This window comes from Acinetobacter sp. GD03645, from assembly GCF_029845285.1.
Classification (GTDB): domain Bacteria; phylum Pseudomonadota; class Gammaproteobacteria; order Pseudomonadales; family Moraxellaceae; genus Acinetobacter; species Acinetobacter corruptisaponis.
This window is the reverse complement of sequence record NZ_JAOCLL010000032.1, coordinates 1-20,809: the sequence shown is the minus strand read 5'-3', so window position 1 is coordinate 20,809 and position 20,809 is coordinate 1. Positions and strand designations below refer to the sequence as shown.

Annotated in this window: 19 protein-coding genes, 1 tRNA gene and 1 pseudogene; 9 read left to right on the top strand and 12 right to left on the bottom strand. The window is 38.4% G+C overall.

Annotated elements, in window-relative coordinates; genetic code table 11:
* Window positions 1–412: 412 nt before the first annotated feature.
* Both N5J47_RS17425 and N5J47_RS17420 read right to left on the bottom strand, forming a co-directional pair.
* Window positions 413–679 carry an AlpA family transcriptional regulator gene (locus N5J47_RS17425; RefSeq protein WP_279961286.1) on the bottom strand — a complete coding sequence of 89 codons (267 nt, stop codon included), beginning with the start codon at window positions 677–679 and terminating at the stop codon, window positions 413–415.
* Between the two features lie 288 nt (window positions 680–967).
* Window positions 968–1,300 (bottom strand): hypothetical protein, encoded by a 333-nt coding sequence (locus N5J47_RS17420; RefSeq protein WP_279961287.1) that lies wholly within the window; start codon window positions 1,298–1,300, stop codon window positions 968–970.
* Window positions 1,301–1,696: 396 nt separating this feature from the next.
* On the opposite strand from N5J47_RS17420, the gene N5J47_RS17415 reads away from it, so the two are divergent.
* Window positions 1,697–2,611, top strand: coding sequence for a hypothetical protein (locus N5J47_RS17415; RefSeq protein WP_279961288.1), 915 nt, complete (start codon window positions 1,697–1,699; stop codon window positions 2,609–2,611).
* Window positions 2,612–2,845: 234 nt separating this feature from the next.
* On the opposite strand, the gene N5J47_RS17410 is transcribed toward N5J47_RS17415, so the two are convergent.
* Both N5J47_RS17410 and N5J47_RS17405 read right to left on the bottom strand, forming a co-directional pair.
* Window positions 2,846–2,935, bottom strand: a tRNA-Ser gene (locus N5J47_RS17410).
* A gap of 86 nt (window positions 2,936–3,021) precedes the next feature.
* Entirely contained in the window at window positions 3,022–5,052 is a 2,031-nt protein-coding gene (locus N5J47_RS17405) for an FAD-dependent oxidoreductase (protein ID WP_279961289.1), read from the bottom strand.
* A gap of 293 nt (window positions 5,053–5,345) precedes the next feature.
* On the opposite strand from N5J47_RS17405, the gene argG reads away from it, so the two are divergent.
* A complete protein-coding gene (argG, locus tag N5J47_RS17400; protein ID WP_004798967.1) occupies window positions 5,346–6,689 on the top strand; it encodes an argininosuccinate synthase in 1,344 nt (447 codons plus the stop codon).
* A gap of 191 nt (window positions 6,690–6,880) precedes the next feature.
* Entirely contained in the window at window positions 6,881–7,564 is a 684-nt protein-coding gene (locus N5J47_RS17395; protein WP_267979105.1) for a pirin-like bicupin family protein, read from the top strand.
* 1,268 nt (window positions 7,565–8,832) lie between these two features.
* Here the strand turns inward: N5J47_RS17395 and N5J47_RS17390 are convergent.
* Both N5J47_RS17390 and N5J47_RS17385 read right to left on the bottom strand, forming a co-directional pair.
* On the bottom strand, window positions 8,833–9,045 hold the full coding sequence (locus N5J47_RS17390) for a hypothetical protein (protein ID WP_267979219.1): 213 nt from the start codon (window positions 9,043–9,045) through the stop codon (window positions 8,833–8,835).
* Window positions 9,046–9,632: 587 nt separating this feature from the next.
* Window positions 9,633–10,073 (bottom strand): annotated as a pseudogene (locus N5J47_RS17385) (KGG domain-containing protein); the annotation flags it as partial.
* A 697-nt stretch (window positions 10,074–10,770) separates the two neighbouring features.
* Here N5J47_RS17385 and N5J47_RS17380 point away from each other — a divergent pair.
* On the top strand, window positions 10,771–11,649 hold the full coding sequence (locus N5J47_RS17380) for an SDR family oxidoreductase (RefSeq protein WP_279961290.1): 879 nt from the start codon (window positions 10,771–10,773) through the stop codon (window positions 11,647–11,649).
* A 52-nt stretch (window positions 11,650–11,701) separates the two neighbouring features.
* Window positions 11,702–12,670: a class I SAM-dependent methyltransferase gene (locus N5J47_RS17375; RefSeq protein ID WP_279961291.1), complete on the top strand. Its 969-nt coding sequence runs from the start codon at window positions 11,702–11,704 to the stop codon at window positions 12,668–12,670.
* Between the two features lie 51 nt (window positions 12,671–12,721).
* Here N5J47_RS17375 and katE read toward each other — a convergent pair whose 3' ends face one another.
* Entirely contained in the window at window positions 12,722–14,902 is a 2,181-nt protein-coding gene (gene katE, locus N5J47_RS17370) for a catalase HPII (RefSeq protein WP_279961300.1), read from the bottom strand.
* 8 nt (window positions 14,903–14,910) lie between these two features.
* Window positions 14,911–16,323 carry an iron-containing redox enzyme family protein gene (locus N5J47_RS17365; RefSeq protein ID WP_279961292.1) on the bottom strand — a complete coding sequence of 471 codons (1,413 nt, stop codon included), beginning with the start codon at window positions 16,321–16,323 and terminating at the stop codon, window positions 14,911–14,913.
* 234 nt (window positions 16,324–16,557) lie between these two features.
* Between N5J47_RS17365 and N5J47_RS17360 the strand changes: the two genes are divergently transcribed.
* The 4 genes from N5J47_RS17360 (at window position 16,558) to N5J47_RS17345 (ending at window position 18,625) form a co-directional block, all read left to right on the top strand.
* Entirely contained in the window at window positions 16,558–17,034 is a 477-nt protein-coding gene (locus tag N5J47_RS17360; RefSeq protein WP_267979214.1) for a nicotinamide-nucleotide amidohydrolase family protein, read from the top strand.
* Window positions 17,035–17,274: 240 nt separating this feature from the next.
* Window positions 17,275–17,433, top strand: a complete 159-nt coding sequence (locus N5J47_RS17355; protein ID WP_279961293.1) for a hypothetical protein — start codon at window positions 17,275–17,277, stop codon at window positions 17,431–17,433.
* Window positions 17,434–17,528: 95 nt separating this feature from the next.
* Complete coding sequence (locus tag N5J47_RS17350; RefSeq protein WP_279961294.1) at window positions 17,529–17,849, top strand: hypothetical protein; 321 nt, start codon at window positions 17,529–17,531, stop codon at window positions 17,847–17,849.
* 98 nt (window positions 17,850–17,947) lie between these two features.
* Window positions 17,948–18,625 carry a DUF421 domain-containing protein gene (locus N5J47_RS17345; protein ID WP_279961295.1) on the top strand — a complete coding sequence of 226 codons (678 nt, stop codon included), beginning with the start codon at window positions 17,948–17,950 and terminating at the stop codon, window positions 18,623–18,625.
* A gap of 190 nt (window positions 18,626–18,815) precedes the next feature.
* Here the strand turns inward: N5J47_RS17345 and N5J47_RS17340 are convergent, their stop codons facing one another.
* The 4 genes from N5J47_RS17340 to N5J47_RS17325 form a co-directional block, all read right to left on the bottom strand.
* Complete coding sequence (locus N5J47_RS17340) at window positions 18,816–19,043, bottom strand: hypothetical protein (protein ID WP_279961296.1); 228 nt, start codon at window positions 19,041–19,043, stop codon at window positions 18,816–18,818.
* 54 nt (window positions 19,044–19,097) lie between these two features.
* A complete protein-coding gene (locus N5J47_RS17335) occupies window positions 19,098–19,529 on the bottom strand; it encodes a hypothetical protein (protein ID WP_279961297.1) in 432 nt (143 codons plus the stop codon).
* A 309-nt stretch (window positions 19,530–19,838) separates the two neighbouring features.
* Window positions 19,839–20,138 carry a hypothetical protein gene (locus N5J47_RS17330; protein WP_279961298.1) on the bottom strand — a complete coding sequence of 100 codons (300 nt, stop codon included), beginning with the start codon at window positions 20,136–20,138 and terminating at the stop codon, window positions 19,839–19,841.
* A gap of 50 nt (window positions 20,139–20,188) precedes the next feature.
* Window positions 20,189–20,431, bottom strand: a complete 243-nt coding sequence (locus tag N5J47_RS17325; RefSeq protein ID WP_279961299.1) for a hypothetical protein — start codon at window positions 20,429–20,431, stop codon at window positions 20,189–20,191.
* Between the last annotated feature and the right edge of the window lie 378 nt (window positions 20,432–20,809).

The window sequence follows — 20,809 nt, the reverse complement described above, 5'->3', positions numbered from 1 at the left end:
GTATTCATCATCACTTAATTGATTTAGCAGATCTTGCTTGTATAGATTAACCATGTTTGTTTACTCAGTTATTACCAAGTAACGTGATGCCCACTCTTTCCTATTAAAATCCACTTTTTATCAGACATAACTATCCTATCAATTATCTTGAGGATAATTGATTCAAAAACAGACTGGTTTATAAGTAGATATAAGATTACTTCATAAGAATAACTAGATGGTCTTATTATAGTAACTAGAGTAGTAGTATATTAATAATATAAGTACCAGAATACTTTGAGTACTTTTACATTATGAATTGATTAAAGAGAATAGCCTTAACCACTAGACATCACACTACATTGGAGGATTTTTTAATTTAGAATGTGGGGATCAAATACTGCTGTTGAATTATGCAGTGATAATGAGGTGACTATGCTGATTGACTGGCTTGGATACGTTGCTGAATCCACTCCTGAACCTCTGATTCAATCCACCCCACCGCTCCTGTATTCAGATGTGATGTACCTAGCCTGATCGACTTTGGAAAACTGGTGTCATAACGTTTGGACTTTGGATTAATCCGATCATATATGGTGGAACGTGAAAGCCCTGTCAGCTCAATCACTCGTTTTAAACGAATGATCTTTTTCACTGTAGCTACAGGCTCTATATTATGTGTGGTTGCCAAGTTGTTCATAGCGGTTCTCCATTGAGATTAAATTGTTTCAATTTCAAGGACTACAACAGTGGGATTCGTATTGGGAAAGTTATGAATCCTCTATTCTGCGTACTCCTCTATAACAACTAGCGTTGGAATCATTTTTTAACATGGCATTGGTAGGCTTAGGTAAATGTCTTGTTCCAAATCAGCATTTCAAACCAAAATTTAAAACTGGCTATACAACATGACCAGCCCTAAAAGGGCTGGTCATGTTGTAGATAGAAGTATCGTTCAATCCTCTAGGAATTACATAAAGGATATGAATCATTGCGCTGTATGGTTGAAACAATGACCACACGTTAGACACTGAAAGTTATCCAGAATATTTTCATCAACCATCTCACCTAATGCTGTACCCGCAGTACAGCCTGCAACTCCACCCACTAAGCCACCAATGGCTGCACCTGCAAGCGCACCAAAGATTGAGCCAACAGGTCCTGCAAACATACCGATCGTTGCTCCCACCTGAGCAGTAGATAAAGCTGTGGTTACACCGCCCACTGTTCCAGCAGTTGTGCCTACTGTACCCCCTATCTTACGACCATAATTTTTACTACTGATGTGTGTCGATTGACACATAGGACATTGAGTAGACATATCCATTTCTCCTATTTAGTATGAACACTGAATTGTGTTCATGGAGATGATATGTATTCCAATGGATCTGGAATCTCTCTTAACCAATTATAGTAGATAAGCACACATTGACTTTTCTGACATAAGAGCTTATAAAAATACTGTTAATAGAAAAATTTTCAGCTTAAAGTATCTAAATAGTGGGAAAACCCCATGTTTAACCAGTGCTAGATCAGATAAATTCTTACTCATTTCTTACTTAAAAGTTACGCTACTCTAACCAATTTCATACCATTTTCTTAAAAAATTCTTACTACTCTATTAGCAATTTAGACACGGTGTAGAAATATAAAAATGACAACCAAATCATCTTACTCAGAGCAGTTCAAGAAGAAGCTCGACAGCTATGATCCTGTCATGAACATTTGGATTCATGCTCGCCTAATCCAACATGTAGAAAAAATCATAGGTCGTCGCCCAGTTCGCCATGAAGAGGACATACTAGAACAAATAAAAAACATAACCAGTCTCAAAGAGGTCAGACAGATTACCATGATAAATACCATGAAACTCGTTCATGGGCTATCAACTGAATGGGAACAAGAGCAAACTTTCAAAGAGATTCTCGATTATATGGATAGTAAATTAGATATTATATTCGATCAGAGATTAAGAAGATTTTTAGAACTAATAGAAGATGATAAATATCTTGCCTATTTCCATGAAATTAAAACAAACTGCTATTTGGATGATGAAAAGGAAAATATAATAAAGCAATTTAATGAAATAGAAAAATTAGAAGATAGTGACTCTATTGTTGACCTATATAATTTTTTACCTCAACTTCCAAAAGATTTATATTTTAATACAGCGAATATCAGAGCAAATAAGAACATCACATTAGAAATGGCCCATAAAGAATTAACATCAATATCTCAACATCATGTTCGCTTATTTGAGAATACATTAAATACTTATAGCAATATCCATAAAATTTCTAAAAACATTATAAAGAGCAAGCTTTCAAATAAGGACTATATTGAATGGTTATTTGATTACATAAGCAGAAAAGTTGATATCGAACATATCCCACATACATTAAAAGAAAAAAGAAGCTTTATAATTTCTCAATTGAATTTTTGGTATTTGATTAGCCCTGATGCTTATAATCAAGTTTTAAAAAGAATACAAAGTTCTTGGAACAAGAGAGAGTTTAATAAAAGACCAAAATCTGAAAGAAAAAAAATAGCGAAAAAAAGTGAACTACCTAAAGAAGATTCGGAACAATCAAAAACAAAACTCCCATTTAAAATCAGGAGAACACCCGTATGAGTAGATGGGATACATTGGTTTCAGAAAATAGAAGATTTCTTAGAATCAACATATAAGTTGTGACTTGAACAGATCCAATATTAAGCACCATCGAATACTCAACTTATTAATTTCTTTATCCTATGAAGTTCTAAATCATATGATCCAATCCAAAGTTTGATGAGGGGTAAGTTGAGGGGTAAACACGCAGATAAAAAATAAGCCCTTGTAAAAACAAGGGCTTATTTAAATATTTGGCGGAAGCGGTGAGATTCGAACTCACGGAGGACTCACACCCTCGTCGGTTTTCAAGACCGGTGCATTAAACCGCTCTGCCACGCTTCCATGTGCCTAAGAATACAAAGCTTGTTTGCTTTATTCAAGAAAAATTTAACTGCAATGTATTCAAATGCATATTGTTTCATCAATTGTTAAAGTTTAGCCGCCAGTTCAGCACCTTCACGGATCGCACGCTTGGCATCCAGCTCACCCGCTAACTTAGCACCACCAATCACATGATATTTTGCCAGTGTAGTTTCATTCTCCCGTGGTACTAAATCTTTTACAGACTCCTGGCCTGCACACACAACAATGGTATCCACACGCAATAACTGGTCATGGCCATTATGCTCAACCCATAGGCCTTCGTCAGTTACAGCCTTGTACTGTACGCCACGCAACATACGCACAGCATGCTTTTTCAACTGTGCACGATGCACCCAGCCCGAGGTTTTACCCAAGCCAATACCCAACGGTGTTGTTTTACGTTGCAATAAATAAATCTGACGTACTGGCATTTCAACTTCTGGACGTTGCGTACCGCCTTCAGAAATATAGTTAGGATTTGGATCAACGCCCCATTCACGTTGCCATTCTGCCAATGGTTGTGGCTGTGGTTGATGTGGTGGTTTTAGCAAAAACTCTGACACATCAAAACCAATACCACCCGCCCCTATCACAGCAACCTTATGTCCAACCTTAGCGCCTTTTAGCACTTCTGCATAAGACAGGACTTGTGGTGCATCACTCCCCTGAATTTTTAGGGCACGTGGCACCACACCTGTTGCAATCACAACCTCATCAAAACCCTCACGTTCCAACTGTTCACGATTGACCTTGGTATTTAAGCGAACATCCACACCTGTCTGCTTTAATTGGACTTTAAAATAACGAATAGTTTCATGGAACTCTTCTTTTCCAGGAACAACTTTCGCTAAATTAAACTGACCACCCACATCATTATTTGCTTCGAATAATGTCACAGCATGTCCACGGCTGGCAGCAACTGTTGCAGCCGACATCCCTGCAACACCGCCACCCACAACCGCAACACGTTTTGGTTTCTTGGTTTTGATATAAACCAATTCCGTTTCAAAACATGCCTGTGGGTTAACCAAACAGCTAACACGCTCATTTTTAAAGGCATGATCCAAACACGCCTGATTACATGCGATACAGGTATTAATCTCATCAACACGGTTGGTTGCAGTTTTATTGACCCAATATGGATCAGCAAGGAATGGTCGTGCCATTTGCACCATATCCGCCTGTCCTGAAGCAACAATCTCTTCGGCAACATCTGGCATATTGATACGGTTTGAGGCAATGACAGGCACTGAAACATGCTGTTTAACCACAGCGGTATATTCAACAAATGCAGCTCGTGGGACTGAGGTTACAATGGTTGGGATACGCGCCTCATGCCAACCAATCCCTGTATTTAGAAGTGTGATTCCCGCTTTTTCCAATGCTTTGGCAATAACGATCACTTCCTGCATGGTGTTGCCATCATGCACTAAATCAAGCATGGACAGGCGGAAACAAATAATGAATTTTTCACCGACTTTGGCACGAATCGCCTTGACGATTTCCACGGGAAAACGCATACGGTTTTCAATATCGCCACCCCAACGGTCTGTACGCTTATTGACATGGTTGCTCAGGAACTGATTGATCAAATAACCCTCAGAACCCATGATTTCCACACCATCATAGCCTGCCTTTTTTGCCAGGCTTGCACAACGGGCATAATCCTCAATGGTGGCCAAAATCTGGCTATCCGACATTTGACGTGGTTTAAAAGGATTAATTGGTGCCTGAATTGGCGAAGAAGAAACCGAAAATGGATGATAACCATAACGACCTGAATGCAGAATTTGCATCAGGATTTTTGCGCCATGCTTATGCACAGTATGTGTGACCAGACGGTGATGAGGAATATCTGCCAGACTGTTCATGGTACCGCCCGCAGGTAATAACCAGCCTTGACGGTTGGGTGAAATCCCACCCGTGATGATTAAGCCAACTCCACCTTTGGCACGTTCACCAAAATAAGCAGCAAGTTTAGGATAATTAAAAAAACGATCCTCCAAGCCTGAATGCATCGACCCCATGACCACACGGTTTTTAATGGTCGTAAATCCGAGATGTAATGGCTTTAAAATATTTGCATAGCTAGTCATGATATTCCTTCTATATTTTTGGCTTTGCAACTTGTTGCATAATACTCTAACTGAATTTTTATGCGTGTTTATGGCTTTTTTTGAGAAAGTGCTGACACTAAAGTCAAAACACTTGTAACAATCATGTTTTCAATCTTAAAAACTAAAAAAACTGAACCCATTAGAGCATAAATTTTCTGGATAGTTTTTCTTTGAAGAAAACAAGCTTAATGAAAAGTGTTACAATGCTTCCGATTTTTGATTCTCCAAGACTACCTGTTCGGGGTCTTTACTCATAAAAGTTAGGACAAGCAATGACTGATAATGCAACTATCTTGCAGCACGTACCTGTAGGCAAAAAAGTTGGGATTGCCTTTTCTGGTGGTCTCGATACTTCAGCAGCTTTATTGTGGATGAAGCAGAAAGGTGCACAACCTTATGCCTATACAGCGAATCTGGGTCAACCTGATGAGGATGACTATGATGCGATTCCAAAGAAAGCTGAACAATACGGCGCAGTCAAAGCTCGATTAATCGATTGTCGTTTACAACTTGCGCTTGAAGGTATTGCTGCAATTCAATGTGGCGCTTTCCACATTAGCACTGGCGGTGTTCCTTATTTCAACACCACACCACTAGGCCGTGCAGTAACAGGTACCATGCTTGTGACTGCAATGAAAGAAGATGATGTTAACATCTGGGGTGATGGTTCGACTTACAAAGGCAACGATATTGAACGTTTCTATCGTTATGGTTTATTGACCAACCCTGCCCTTAAAATCTATAAGCCTTGGTTAGACCAAACCTTTATTGATGAGTTGGGTGGTCGTGCGGAAATGTCACAGTTCCTGATCGACAATGGTTTTGACTACAAAATGTCAAAAGAAAAAGCCTACTCGACTGACTCAAATATGTTGGGTGCAACCCACGAGGCGAAAGATCTGGAATACCTCAATGCAGGTATTAAAATCGTTGAGCCAATCATGGGCGTTGCATTCTGGAAAGAAGATGTAAAAATTGATGCTGAAGAAGTATCGATCACCTTTGAGGAAGGCTTCCCTGTTGCGTTAAATGGCCAACGTATCGAAGATCCAGTGGAATTCATTCTAGAAGCAAACCGTATCGGCGGTCGTCATGGTTTAGGTATGTCTGACCAGATCGAAAACCGTATCATCGAAGCGAAATCTCGTGGTATTTATGAAGCACCAGGCATGGCATTGTTACACATCGCCTATGAGCGTTTGGTAACAGGTATCCATAACGAAGATACCATTGAGCAATACCGCATTAACGGTTTACGTTTAGGTCGTTTGCTTTACCAAGGTCGCTGGTTCGATTCTCAAGCATTAATGCTTCGCGAAACAGCACAACGTTGGGTGGCTAAAGCGATTACAGGTACTGTGACTTTAGAACTTCGTCGTGGTAATGACTACACCATCATGAACACTGAATCTCCAAACCTCACCTATGAAGCTGAGCGTTTAACCATGGAGAAAGGTGATTCTATGTTTACACCTATGGATCGTATTGGTCAGCTCACCATGCGCAACCTCGACATTACTGATACGCGTGCCAAACTCGGTATCTATACTGAAACTGGTTTGCTTGCGGTTGGTCAAGGTTCAGCGATTCCACAATTGGAAAACAAATCAAAATAAGCGTTTGATCATTTAATTATCTCACCTGAAAAGGCTGAATAAAATATTCAGCCTTTTTATTGACCAAGAAAAACCCAGGACAACAAACCATTCCATTTATAGAACAATATGTCGCAATAAAAGACTATTTATCACCATTATGAATCGATAATATAACAATCAAGCAGAACATAATAACTGGGAGATGAAAGATGAATGCTTATCTACATCGTAGTGAAAACCGTGGTCATGTCAAAGCAGGTTGGTTAGATACCTACCACAGCTTTTCATTTGGTAGCTGGTACAACCCGAAATATATGGGTGTCAGTGCACTCCGCGTGATCAATGATGATACGGTTGCCGCCCATAACGGTTTCGGCACACACCCCCATGACAATATGGAGATCCTGACCTGTGTGCTTGATGGCACCATTTCCCATAAGGACAGCATGGGCAATGAGGGACAAATCAATGCGGGTGAATGGCAGTTGATGAGTGCGGGTACAGGTGTTACCCATAGTGAAATGAACAAGCATGACAAGGCGGTGCACCTATTACAGATCTGGATTCAACCCAATGTACAGGATGCTGAACCGACTTATCAGCAAATTCAGCTGAATCCGAAAGATCATCCAAACCAATGGCATTTGATTGCAGGTGATGAATCCGCACCAATGCTGATCCGCCAAAATGCTGAGGTGAAAACGGCGGTGATTGAGAAAGATCAACACTTGGAGATTACTGCAAAGAAAAAAGTGAACTATGTTCATGTGATTTCTGGTGAAGTGATGATTGCTGATCACTTGGTTAAAGCGGGTGATGCATTATTATTTGATGAGACTGCGACCGTTACTGCATCGCAGGACAGCCAAATGATCTGGTTTGACCTACCTTAATCATCCGTTTAACTCGTACCTCTTTCCATAGGGGTACGAGCTTTTTAATCATTGCTGCTACTATCACAACCACTTGAATCTGAACTGGAGTCATCATTTGAATGACAATGATCAGAATATCCTGAATCGTCATTTTTGATTTAAAACAGTAAATTAAGTCCATGTATCATAAGCATAGGGGCAGATCAATCATCCAGAATATTTATTATTACAACGTACAGCTTTCATGTAGTAGTGTAATGGTCAATTAAAACCAAACACAGCAATAGAGAGATTGCAAATATTTCGTTTAAAGCTATTTGGAGATAAATATCCTAATGTTGAGTGCAGTCGAACCCGATTATAAAACACTGTAATCTAGTAACTCAACCTCTTTGATTGCTTCTTGGTGATTCGCATGATAGTTGCCATCCTCATTCCATTTTCAAATTTAGAAAGAAACGCTCCATAACAGCATTATCATCATAATAACATAGACCTTTGTGGTTCATACTACAGCGAATACTATGCCATTTAAGTAAATCCTGATATTGCTGGGAACAGTATTCACTCCTCTTATCCGCATGCATAAACAAGCCTTAAGATAGTTGTATGTATGCACACTGCTGTACAGACTAGGTCTGGTGTTATGCGACTAGACAGACTACATGATGAATTGTTCATATAGCAATGCTTGTTTAAGTCTGACCTATACTTACGTCAATAAACACTGGAACGATTAAAGTTTAACAACATACACATATGCTGTATCGAATGTGAGTTAAACTGCTCAAATAGTTTGATCTCGTCTATAGTATTTTGATAAAACAAGTCATAGCTTTTTTAGGATATCTACATCACCTCGTAAAAGTTTGTTTTGCTGCTCCAACTCACGAACATCCCGTTGTTTTGGTTAAATCAATATCTGCTTTGCCTTATTGTTCCGCATCGTATTGATTTAACCAACAGTGAACACTACTTTATCCCAAACTGTTATCTGTACAAACTTGTATAAGAGTCAGCCCTTGCTTACGATCAATTCACAAATATGTAATTTGTAACTCGCATCAAAGTTGCGTCTATTTTTTGCCATACTGAAATCCTCTTGTTCAATGATAGTTTATCTTTATTTCACTGTCTTATTTCATTAGCCCATTACAGTTCAGATTTTTTCGTATGGGAAGTATTTGAAAATAATATGGAGAATGATCAAAAGAGTCTAAATTTGCGAAAAATATAGGGACCGTAGTAGATTTATCATAGCTCCAATCTACTACGGTCCCAAAAGTCTAGTTCACTACTTCTATAAATCGGTAGATGCGGCCATCTTTGGGATTCTCGTAGAGCAACTCCATATTCGGTAAAATAATGTCCCCCGCGATTTCGATATGCTCTATGCGCTTGAATAGTGGGATATTCTGATCATTGGCTTTTCGAATCAGGGCAACAGCTATATTCTCGGCCTCAAACTGATCTTTCACTTTGATTTTTATATTGTTCATTGAATAACTCCCTTTTAAATAAAAAAAACACAACTGCGATAAAGTTGGAATGATGTGGTTGCCGATAAAGAAAGCGGCATAGCAAAAAAGTTAAAATAAAAGCAGTTGTAGGTTATAAATTACCAATCCAGCAATACCTTTGCTGGATTACGCAAATGGACTATGGCAAATAAAAACAAGGCTTGTCGACCAAAGGGTTGTAACGAAAAATGTAGCACTTATAATTTTTATATAAAAAACAGTAAATTAAATAATCAAAACCCTTGGTCTAAAAATTAGGTAAATCATCGTAAAAACGTGATAAAAATCACATTTAAGTTGTTTTATTACATTTCCACGCTGTTTTAGACAGTGCAATATTCTGATTATTTTAGGAATTTTAAAAACCCATAGTTGAATTTTTTTGGAAGTAAAAACTACCCTCCGTTGCTGTTCAAAGGATGACTCTCTCCCCTTAACTTCTTATATAAAAAAGATACTGAATAGAATTCCATTCAGTATCTTCCAGTTTTAAATGAGACAAATCATTTAAAGCGGCATATATTTAAGCATACGAGATCTTAAATGAAGTTTCATTAAGATGTAAAACGTCCATATTCATCACGTTTTTGATTGCCGTTACCGCGGCCTCGACCACCCGAACGGTTATCATAATCATCGTCGTCATTACGGCTGCGACCGCGGCCACCTGAGCGATTGCCGCCACGGTTGTCATAATCATCGTCATCATCAAGACCGCGACCACTGGAACGACTTTCGCCACGGTTATCATTTCTGTGGCTTAATGAACCTGCCTCACGGGCTTCCTCCGAGGTAAATTCATGTGCGTTGCCCCGTTCATGGGCAATTCTTCCAGCTTCACGTGCTTCTTCTGAAGTAAATTCATGTGCATTTCCACTTGCATGGGCAGCACGTCCACCCTTGCTTGCAATTTCCCTTAATCGTTCTGGATCCATACTTGCAAATCCACGGTTTGAGGTACCTGAGTTATTATCCTGATCGTCGCGTCTTGAATCTTGATTAGCCATGATTATCTCTTCCTCTATTAAAATTATATGAATTGCCATTTATTGATTGGCACCATTCACCATAAGAGATAAAAACTTATTCGACTAACCTGGCAATGTTTCAATCTTTTTAAATGTAGCAAAATAGCGAGGAAAATAATTTTACACCTACTTGTTATAAATAAATTTTTTAATAAGATGTTTAAAAAATAATGCTTTTATATTTACTTTAAAAATAATCTAAAAAATAAAGCACCATTAAAAATAACAAATAAATATTACCTTACAATGAGAATATAAAAACAATCTTATTAATTAAAAGTAAACAAACATCACGTTCAAGTAAACACTTCAATATTGGACAATCATTTTCTTATTGCATATTGCTTTAATTAAAGATGGGATTTTTAAAATGAATATTAAAAAGATGCCAGCAATAACCGAGGTCAACGTGAACTATATAATAGTGCCTGTACCAGAAATCCTGTTTTTCCAGTATTGACCTCAACCCTAATGACTGGATGCAACATGATGCTGAATGGCAATGCAGGGTGGTAGAAAACCATCTCAAGATTCTATTGATTATATAGGTTTATATTTATTTACCACCTTATACCTAAAAAGTACAAATCAAACCAATATAAACATAGACCCCACCAAAAAGAACATCTTTTTAAAAGATCATAAAAAAATAAACTAACTGTTAAGGACGCTGAAGATGAACCAAACCACAGAACATTATCCAACTTCTGCCCCCGCTCAGGAGCAGCAACACCAGCCTGGGGAACAGGAGATTATGCATCCTGAACCAGAGATTATTAAATCAACCCATCAGGGAAGTTCCAAGCTTAAAAACAAGGTTGCGCTGATTACTGGTGGAGATAGTGGTATTGGGCGCTCAATTGCGGTTTTATTTGCCCGTGAGGGTGCGGATGTCGCAATTATTTATCTGGAAGAACAGCAAGATGCGGAAAAAACTAAACAGCTTGTGGAAGCTGAGGGACAGCATTGCCTTTTATTCAGGAAAGATATTACCGATCCGAGTGTTGCCGATCAATGTGTGGCAGAGGTTTTAAAAGTCTTTGGCAAGATCAACATCTTAATCAACAATGCGGGTGTACAGTTCCAGCAGCATGACATTGTGAACATCAGCAATGAACAACTGGAAAAAACCTTTAAAACCAATATTTTTTCCATGTTTTATTTGACCAAGGCAGTGCTTCCCCACTTACAGGAGGGAGACAGCATTATCAATACCACCAGCATTACCAGCTATCATGGTCATGATGCCTTAATTGACTATGCCAGTACCAAGGGCGCCATCACCACCTTTACCCGAAGCCTATCCAATAACCTAATGAAACAGAAAAAGGGCATTCGGGTCAATGGCGTGGCGCCTGGACCAATCTGGACACCGCTGATTCCAAGCAGCTTTGATGCGGAAACAGTCGCCAAGTTCGGCAAGGATACCCCAATGGGAAGAATGGGACAGCCCAGTGAGGTCGCCCCCGCCTACCTGTTTTTGGCCTCGGATGATGCCAGCTATATTACAGGACAGGTCATCCATGTAAATGGCGGTGAAATCGTCAACGGTTAAGCTGAAAAAGCCTCCTTCAAAGGAGGTTTTTTAACATTTAAAGGGGCCACCCATGAACCAATATTTTGACATGCAACTGTTACAGCAACATGCCTTGCTATTTTTATTAAATTTTCTAAAAGAAAGACATTACCGCTTTACCGTGATTACACCGCTTAGCCATGAACGCATCATTATGCGCAAGAAAAATCAATCAACCAATTTAAGAAATCTCAAGGATATTTTTGGATGGAATCTAGCATTCCACCCAGAGGATTTGGATACACAGCTGTTTAATACCCTAAAAAAAGCCCACCTGATCCGTATTGAAAATAACCAGTGGATCAGCAATATACGGGTAGCCTCGCTGGAAGATGAACTCTTTATTCACTCGGCCTTTCCAACCCTGGAGAATGATGCAGTCTTTTTTGGCCCCGATACCTACCGTTTTTATTATCACCTGAAGCAGCATTTATTGACCCATCCCCAACCGTTGCAGCGTAGCGTGGAATTATGCTGTGGGGCTTCCCCTGTCGCGCTGACCATTGCCAAGTCTTTCCCCGCCGTGTCCGAAGTGTTTAGTGTCGATATTAATCCCAAAGCACTGTTTTATAGTCAGGTGAATAAAAAGTTTGTGGGGCTAAACAATGTCTACCCAATCGAAAGTGACCTATTTTCAAACCTGGAGGGCAATTTTGACCTGATCTTTGCCAATCCGCCTTACTTAATGGATATCCATGAACGCCAGTACCGTCATGGGGGCAATGAACTGGATGGAACTGACCTGTCCTTTAATATTTTAAAGGAGGGTATCAAAAGGCTTACACCAAGCGGAAGCCTTTTTTTATATACAGGCATTGCCATAAGTCATCAGGGTAATAAATTTTTGGAGGCAGTACAAAGCTGGATAAAAAATTATCCAACCTTTAAATGTAGCTATGAGGAAATTGATCCCGATGTGTTTGGTGAGGAACTGGACCAGCCCGCCTATCAGCATATCGAAAGGATTGCCGTGGTTCTGGTCAAGCTCAGCGCCATTTAAAACCTGCTGATATAAGAAAAGCCCTTGTTTAAGGGCTTTTGCTGTTTTGGCTTAGGCTGGAATGGATTCAATCACTGCTTCCCTTGACCAGATCCGATGATGGCGCAACAGTTGCTTAAACTTCTCCGCCACATATTTAAAGTCATCTCCAAGCAGGGTGCCATCATCAGCAGACAGTCCCAGTTGCTCCAGTAGCTCAGATTTATTACCTAAAAACACAATCGGCTTTAAATGTTTATAGGCCTCAAGCAGATAATGCTTTGCAACACCATCCTGCAACACCTCCTCAAGGTTATCGCCATCGGCAATAATCACCGCATCATAGGCAATGGATGGCTCAGCCTTTTGCATGCCATCAGATACAACCTGTTCTCCCCTGATTCCTTTTACAGGTGCTGGTGTTGGTGTAAGCAAATGAACGATGGCATTTTCCTTAATCACCCAGTTCTGGATGGTATATAAACTTTCAGCATTAACATTGTTATGAATCAGCACGGCTATTTTCTTTCCCTGAATATCTTCAGGAATAAAGGCCTGCATGGAAAGTTTTCCAGACTTTTCAATCATGGCATGTTTGAAGTTTTCTTCCAGATCAGGCACAGTTATACCTAGATTGTCACCCACTTGACGCGCCAGATCTGTATCAATATTGGCAAGGATTTCCTGAACTTCCCGCTCACGAATGTGCTGACGCTGCACCTTGCTTAATTCAAAGGTATAGGCATCCACCACGTGTTTCTGTTCATGTGGCGCCAAACTTCTATAATACAGGCGGGCCTGTGAGAAATGGTCAGAGAAAGATTCACTGCGCTCACGAATCTTGTGCCCATCAATCCGTTCCTGATAACTTTCAAAACCACCATTCTGGGCGGCTGGCGGTATTTCAATCGGCCAGTTGTTGTCGATGGAGTTGGGCTGATAGGAGGCCTGTCCCTTATGAATTTCATGCTGATGCAGACCGTCACGCTGGTGGTTATGATAAGGACAGACTGGCTTGTTGATTGGAATCTGGTGGAAATTTGGTCCTCCCAGACGGCTTAGCTGCGTATCAGTATAGGAGAATAAACGTGCCTGTAGTAATGGGTCATTGCTAAAGTCAATACCTGGTACAATATGTCCAGGGCAGAATGCGATCTGCTCGGTTTCAGCAAAAAAATTGTCCACATTACGGTTCAGTACAAATTTGCCTATCGGTGTGACGGGAACCAGTTCTTCAGGAATAATCTTGGTGGGATCAAGCAGGTCAAAATCAAAACTCATCTCATCCTCTTCCTCCACGATCTGCACACCCAACTCCCACTCTGGATAAATGCCCTGCTCAATCGCCTCATACAAATCCCTGCGATGGAAATCTGGGTCTTTCCCTGCCAGCTTTTGTGCCTCATCCCAGACCAGCGCCTGCAATCCCTGTTTGGGTGTCCAATGGAACTTGATAAAACAGGCTTTTTCATGGGCATTAATAAAACGGAAAGTATGTACCCCAAAGCCCTGTATGGAACGGAGGCTACGTGGAATTGCCCGATCAGACATCGCCCACATCACGGTATGGGCGGACTCAGGAACCAGTGACACAAAATCCCAAAAAGTATCATGCGCTGTGGCACCTGTTGGCATTTCATTATGTGGTTCAGGTTTTACGGCATGAACAAAATCAGGGAACTTGATTCCATCCTGAACGAAGAAAACAGGCGCATTATTACCCACCAAGTCAAAGTTGCCTTCCTGCGTATAGAACTTGATGGCAAAGCCACGAATATCCCTTACGGTATCGGCAGAGCCACGCGGCCCCTGCACTGTAGAAAACCTGACAAAAATCGGGGTTTGAATGGTGGGGTCCGTTAAAAAACCAGCTTTGGTAAACTGTTCATTGCCCTCATAGGCCTGAAAATAACCATGCGCCCCCACACCACGCGCATGAACAATTCGTTCAGGAATCCGCTCATGGTCAAAATGGGTAATTTTTTCCCGTAGAATAAAATCTTCAAGTAAGGTGGAACCCCGAACACCAGCCTTTAAACTGTTCTGGTTATCTGCAATCTTGACGCCCTGATTGGTGGTTAAGGCTTCATTGGTGGCATCACTTCGAACCTGATCCAACTGGGCTGTTTTTGCCGTAACATTCTGCTTGTCTGGAGTGTCGCCAGCTAATGCACTTTTTATTTTGTTCTGGTCATTGGTATTGTCGTTCATTTGGCTACCTACTGATGGATGGCTAGAAAATAATGGTTTTATTCAAGTTTTTATCGGCTTTGCGAGCTGCTTAAATAGGGAAACAACAGCTCCACATATTTTTGTGTACTCCATAGACCTATACTTTTATGATGTGAGTCTGGAGCCAAAAATGGGATGAGCTTACAAAGTTTCAGTGCAAGGTTCTGGGTCTGGTTTACCCGTGTCTGCAAGCTTTCCAGTTCACCATCAGAAATATAGCTAAATAAATACTGGTGAATATGCTGCTCATTATCTATGTTGGGTTTATAAGGCAGATAACTTGATGAATATTGCTCACCTGCAATCCAGTCGTGAATAATCTGTTTTTCTGTAGAATTAAATACACCATACATTTTCCCATCTTCATGGCTGATCAAACGCCAGAACAGACTTTCCTCAGGATCAGTATTCAGCTTAATCCATTTATTTTCCGTTAGCTGGCGTATGAAGCTGCCAATTTCATGGGGATTTGCAAGCCATTGGTTAACTGTTTTACATCCAATCTGATGTTTCTCATTGTGAACCAACTGCCCAACCAAGGCCTTGCGTTTTAGAATTTTATGAACAAACTTTTCCAGATCAAGGTGATCAATAATTTGCCGTGAGCCAATACCATGTTGATTTAAAGCGTAGCCACGCTTCAACTTATCAAGAAACAGTTCTTTGTCCTTATATTTTTTATAAATATTTTCCAAGGCTTTTATTGATTTATGTGCATGACCATTGTCCAGATTATCAATGGTAATATGCAGGTTGAAATATTTTGAATCTATTCCCAACTCGGCCAGTTCATAGTTGGTAATGAGTAAATGTAATGGTAATTGCTCATAACCCAGATTAAATCCAATAATCTCTGGAATAAACTCAGGCGGTGCATAACCCAAGGCCAGCTGAATTGCGGCATGATGATAATATTCATCATCAAGGAACAGCTCAAAATCATCCACACCTAAAGCACATAATAAGTCATCATAAATACACACATGATTTGATTTCGCCTGCCCCAAACCCAACTCTTCCAGGTAAATCAGAATCAGGTCATGAAAAGTAGGATCATTCCAATAATTGACAATACTGTATAACCAAGAACCATCCACTTTTTTTATTGGAGCGACCTTGATCAGAAACTCAAAAGCCTGTCCAAGATTTTTAAAATATTCCCGTTCTCCACCTGACTGGCGGCGTTTGATATAATCCTGATAGATTTGACCCACTTTCTGGTTTTCAGTGAAATACCAATCTTTCATGTCGCTGATTTTCTTTGGTAGATCAACCTTGTTTAAACAGACCTTTTCAAATTCCTTGTTCAATAGGCTGACTGCTTTTTTTTCTTTTTCAAAGTTGGAAATGTCTCCATCCATAAAGAAAGCAACAAGCTCATAATAATTTTTTTGATCATCCTGTAATAAGTCAAGCAATCTTTTTTTTACTAAAACTGGCATTTTCATTCTCCGAATTGAAAATATAAAAATACATTACGTGGCTGGTGCTTTATTCCCATCAACTTTTTGTTAAAAGAAGTTATAAAAAAAACATATGAAAATAAAATTTCTTTTTATTCAATTAGTTGTTTTTGCATATTTTTACAGTTTAACATTTTGAATTATTTATCTTTCACGTTATCCATATGAATAAACAATAATTTATTTTGATTGTACTTATACAATGGAGTTCCTATGTTCAAAAAATCCTGTGAGCGATTGGCTGAGAAAAAACTCACGATTTCTTTTCTTGAAAGTGCTTCCGCAGGCTATCTTTCCTATCAATTCTCATTAAGTCCCTTTTCCGGCAATATTCTAATTGGTAGCCTGGTCTGTTACGACTTAAAGGTAAAAGAAAAAGTTTTGAAGATTTCTCCATCATTTATCAAGAAGCATACTGCCGAATCTATGCAAGTAACCAGGGAAATGATTAAGAAAGGAAAGAAACTGTTTCAATCAGATATTTACGTGTCATGTACTGGATTATTAAAGCGAGGTGGTTCTGAAACTAAGGAAAAGCCTGTGGGAACATTCTTTTATTGCATATATTATAAAGGCAGTATTTATGAGTTTCGAACTGTATATTCAGGTCAACCCAAGAAAAAACTGGAAAGCCTACTCAATGATATATGTAATAAGCTTATGAAAATTATAGAAGAAGAAAAGTGCTAGAAAACTTTTGTTTTTGTTTCATCATGTAAGTTAAATATAAAGAACTATTAAAAGTGTTTTCATTTAAAACCACTGTTATTCTTTAACCCTTTATAAATACATAAAATTTACTTTATTTAGACGTTACATTTAAATATTGGGAAACATGCAAAGGCTTATCACAATCAAAATTTATGTTTTAATCAAACCATCTGATTTACTCAGATAATATCCATAGCTAATAAAATGAGGAATACCATCATGAGTAATGCAAATAACCAACGTAATAATCAGCAACAACAAAATGATGACAACCGTCAACAGCAGCACCAGCAGCAAAATGACAACCGTCAGCAACAAGGATCTAATCAAAAAGATTCTAACAACCAAGGATCAAACCAAAATAACCAACAGAAGTAATTTCTGGTTATTTTAATGTCCAAGCATATTTAGGAGAATAATGAAAATATTCTCCTAAATTTTATATAAGAATTATTTTTGGCTGGAGAATTCCAATGACTGATACCAATAATGCCAATTCAGGTAATCAAGCTTCCAATGTCAATGTTAACCCTCATGATTACTGGCGCGAAAGCTACCTTACCCGTCCCTATTATCAGGAAGCTCAACTTGACACGCCTGACCTGGATTACGATCGTGATTTTTCCAAAGCCTATGAGCTAGGCAGTCGTGCACGAACTGAACATGATCGCAACACTCAATTTGAGGATGTTGAGGGAGGTTTGAAAGAATCTTGGGAAGAACTCAAAGCCGAATCAAGATTAAAATGGGAACAGGCCAAAGAGGCAATTAAAGATGCCTGGGACAGATTATAAAATGCCTTTCCCCATAAATAAAATGAGCTTATTGAATAAATAAGCTCATTTTATTTATAAAGTATAATTTTATCCATTATAAAAAGAGTAATTTATCCATGAATATAATTGATATTTTTCTCTATGACACAACCTGGGGTTTTATATTTGAAATCATGATCCGTTGCTTTGTTATGTTTTTCCTTATTCTTATCTTTCTAAGACTTTCAGGCAAACGGGGTATTCGACAGCTTTCCATATTCGAAGTGGCCATTATTCTGAGCCTGGGTACTGCGGCTGGCGATCCCATGATTATTGATGATGTACCGATTGTCCAGGCATTCGTGGTCATGAGTACCATCATCATTCTCTATCGGCTAGTCACCTGGGCCATGATGAAAAGTGAAAAAATTGAATTATGGGTGGAAGGCAAACCCCTTTATATTGTTGAAGATGGCATGATGGTGATTCAGGATATCAAGAAAGAAAAATATTCCCACGATGAGTTTTTTGCTGAAATGCGTCAGCAAAGTGTGGAACATCTAGGACAAGTCAGGGTGGCTTTGCTTGAAACGGATGGCTGTTTAAGTATCCTGTTTTACACTGAGCAGGAAACCAAATCGGGGCTCCCACTATTTCCCAAAGCCTACCAAAAGTCAGTTCACTTAAATACTGAGAATTACTATTCCTGCATGTACTGTGGAATGACCCAGCATTTACTTCATCTGGAACAGGAGTGTCCTCGTTGCCAAAATAAAGACTGGACTGAATCCTTGTCTGTTCCCTATATTCATTAGCATTAAACGTGGAAGATCTTGTTGGTCACCTGATGACAGTTGCATCGTAAAGTTATGTGTCAGACAAAGGTTTATAGATTGGATATCCTGAAAAGCTTTTTTTTAAACTGTAGTAATGCCCTGCCTGATTCAGATACCCCTAGATAACCACCTCAACAATATTGTTATTGTTGAGGTACCCCCTGTCTGTTTAGCTCATCAGCTTGAATAACTTGCCTGTTCTTGGGTGTACAAAGGTAAAATCATTATTCAAGGGAATCACCTTGTCCGTGATCACCACCTTGAATAAAGGCGCCCATAACATTCCAGTATTGATTAAATTTGGATTCAATGTCTTTTCAAAAATCTGTTCGACAATGATCCTGTCTCCTGTTTCACTACTCGCATCAACTTCTTTCAACATATATCGTTTAGACATATAAAACTCCTTTTAAGAAATCGTCATTTGAGAATGATTATTTGCTCAGCTTATTTAGGGAATGGCTTCTTGACTTTTAAAATACTCAACAATCTCCTCTCCCTTATTATCAGATTTATTCACAATATTACCTGAATCATCATAATAATAGGTTGGTAAAACCACCTTGCTTTTCTGACAAGTCATGTCTTTTTTATCGGAATAAGTAATTTTCTGAATAAACCCAGCAAGCCAGAGTATATATTCATCGGAGTTTTTACTTTTCGGCAGAATACTTAAATCAAAGTTTATTGATAATCGACCTGAATTCATCAATAACTCTTCAAAGTTAATATAGTTGTATAACAGCTTAAAATCCGTTTTCTTAATTTCCTTTCTCAACTCTATCATTAAGTTATTAAGATCCTCTACAGGCTCATCAGTGAAACCTTTCGATGTTTTTACCTTAAAGTATATTTTTTCTGCAAGTTTCAAAAATTGTGGCATGACTTTATTCCTGTAATTTTTCTTACTGGAATTTTGCCTAATTTAATGTAATTAATTGTTAATATTCTTTTGAATTGTGAAATAATTATGATTTTTAACAACATAAAGATTACACAATACTTGAATCAAAAAACAAAACAAAAAATTCATGTGATGCAAGTCACAATAATTATATAAATTTACCATTTCTTCTTTAAGTCCTATTTAAGAAGAAATTATATTGAAATAATAAAAACTATTTTTTAATAGTGGCTAACTATTATTCCTAAAGAGTTAACCACTATATTTGGTCATTTAAATAATCTTTATTTAATCAGGGCGAGTTCTACTGGATAAACTCGAACCTGAATTTTCAGGTACGACTCCTGATGCATCATTTTCGATGAATGTTGGGGTTGAAGCACCATTAGTATAATCATCATGTAATTGATCATTATTTAACTGATCACTATTTAGCTCGTCTGTATTCGTAGGGCGACTTTCCATGGAATGAGGAGAGGTATTTGCCTCATCCTGTTTCATCATATCTGCATCCCTGTTTCTATCGCATCCAGCTAAACCAAGTATAAAAGTTAGAGCTAGGCTTATTAACATTAGTTTTTTCAACATGGTGTACCTCACTGTTTCATAAAATCAATCCATAAAAATTCAAGTAAATTTTAGATATACTCATCTGCAAATCGAGCATTTCGTTTTTTTCTTTCACTGGCCAACTTATTTTTACGTCGCCCAATAAATTCTTTCTCATTTCCTTGATCGTATTCTTTAGTATATTTGGAATTAGATTTATGATTTTCATCAAGCATCATTTCCCATTCCTCCAAGTGAATACTTCTATCCAAGCTTGTTACTGAACCGTAAATATCTTTTGCAATCTGCTGTGAGTTACATTTAATCTTCATTTGTATTTCCTTTTATTCATGAGGCATAACCTTTAAATATTAGATAACCTGTATAAAATATATTTCATAGATCTATAAAAAAACCTTTATCATGTATCTTTATTTATCAACGTACACAACCACACAATAAATTATTGTTTTTAATTAAATTTATATTTATAAAAAATAATATTTTTACTTTTTATTTATAAGAAAACAAAAAATTTACACAAACAAACACAATAATATATTCTTACATTAAATTATAAAATCTGACCCAAAATAGCTTACCAACAAAAAAAGAAGCTTAAATTTAAGCTTCTTTTTTACTTTAATAGATTAATTCAGGTATTTACTTAACCCGAATCTTGTTTAAGCCGATATTTCCATAATACGAAT

What these genes read in the sequence shown, in the direction of transcription:
- N5J47_RS17355 (WP_279961293.1), top strand. Translation starts at nt 17,275, where the DNA reads ATGAGTAATGCAAATAACCAACGTAATAATCAGCAACAACAAAATGAT.
- N5J47_RS17360 (WP_267979214.1), top strand. Translation starts at nt 16,558, where the DNA reads ATGTTCAAAAAATCCTGTGAGCGATTGGCTGAGAAAAAACTCACGATT.
- N5J47_RS17390 (WP_267979219.1), bottom strand. Translation starts at nt 9,045, where the DNA reads ATGAACAATATAAAAATCAAAGTGAAAGATCAGTTTGAGGCCGAGAAT.
- N5J47_RS17395 (WP_267979105.1), top strand. Translation starts at nt 6,881, where the DNA reads ATGAATGCTTATCTACATCGTAGTGAAAACCGTGGTCATGTCAAAGCA.
- N5J47_RS17415 (WP_279961288.1), top strand. Translation starts at nt 1,697, where the DNA reads ATGAACATTTGGATTCATGCTCGCCTAATCCAACATGTAGAAAAAATC.
- N5J47_RS17345 (WP_279961295.1), top strand. Translation starts at nt 17,948, where the DNA reads ATGAATATAATTGATATTTTTCTCTATGACACAACCTGGGGTTTTATA.
- N5J47_RS17420 (WP_279961287.1), bottom strand. Translation starts at nt 1,300, where the DNA reads ATGTCTACTCAATGTCCTATGTGTCAATCGACACACATCAGTAGTAAA.
- N5J47_RS17350 (WP_279961294.1), top strand. Translation starts at nt 17,529, where the DNA reads ATGACTGATACCAATAATGCCAATTCAGGTAATCAAGCTTCCAATGTC.
- N5J47_RS17335 (WP_279961297.1), bottom strand. Translation starts at nt 19,529, where the DNA reads ATGCCACAATTTTTGAAACTTGCAGAAAAAATATACTTTAAGGTAAAA.
- N5J47_RS17405 (WP_279961289.1), bottom strand. Translation starts at nt 5,052, where the DNA reads ATGACTAGCTATGCAAATATTTTAAAGCCATTACATCTCGGATTTACG.
- N5J47_RS17375 (WP_279961291.1), top strand. Translation starts at nt 11,702, where the DNA reads ATGAACCAATATTTTGACATGCAACTGTTACAGCAACATGCCTTGCTA.
- N5J47_RS17330 (WP_279961298.1), bottom strand. Translation starts at nt 20,138, where the DNA reads ATGTTGAAAAAACTAATGTTAATAAGCCTAGCTCTAACTTTTATACTT.
- N5J47_RS17325 (WP_279961299.1), bottom strand. Translation starts at nt 20,431, where the DNA reads ATGAAGATTAAATGTAACTCACAGCAGATTGCAAAAGATATTTACGGT.
- N5J47_RS17365 (WP_279961292.1), bottom strand. Translation starts at nt 16,323, where the DNA reads ATGCCAGTTTTAGTAAAAAAAAGATTGCTTGACTTATTACAGGATGAT.
- N5J47_RS17380 (WP_279961290.1), top strand. Translation starts at nt 10,771, where the DNA reads ATGAACCAAACCACAGAACATTATCCAACTTCTGCCCCCGCTCAGGAG.
- N5J47_RS17340 (WP_279961296.1), bottom strand. Translation starts at nt 19,043, where the DNA reads ATGTCTAAACGATATATGTTGAAAGAAGTTGATGCGAGTAGTGAAACA.
- N5J47_RS17425 (WP_279961286.1), bottom strand. Translation starts at nt 679, where the DNA reads ATGAACAACTTGGCAACCACACATAATATAGAGCCTGTAGCTACAGTG.
- argG (WP_004798967.1), top strand. Translation starts at nt 5,346, where the DNA reads ATGACTGATAATGCAACTATCTTGCAGCACGTACCTGTAGGCAAAAAA.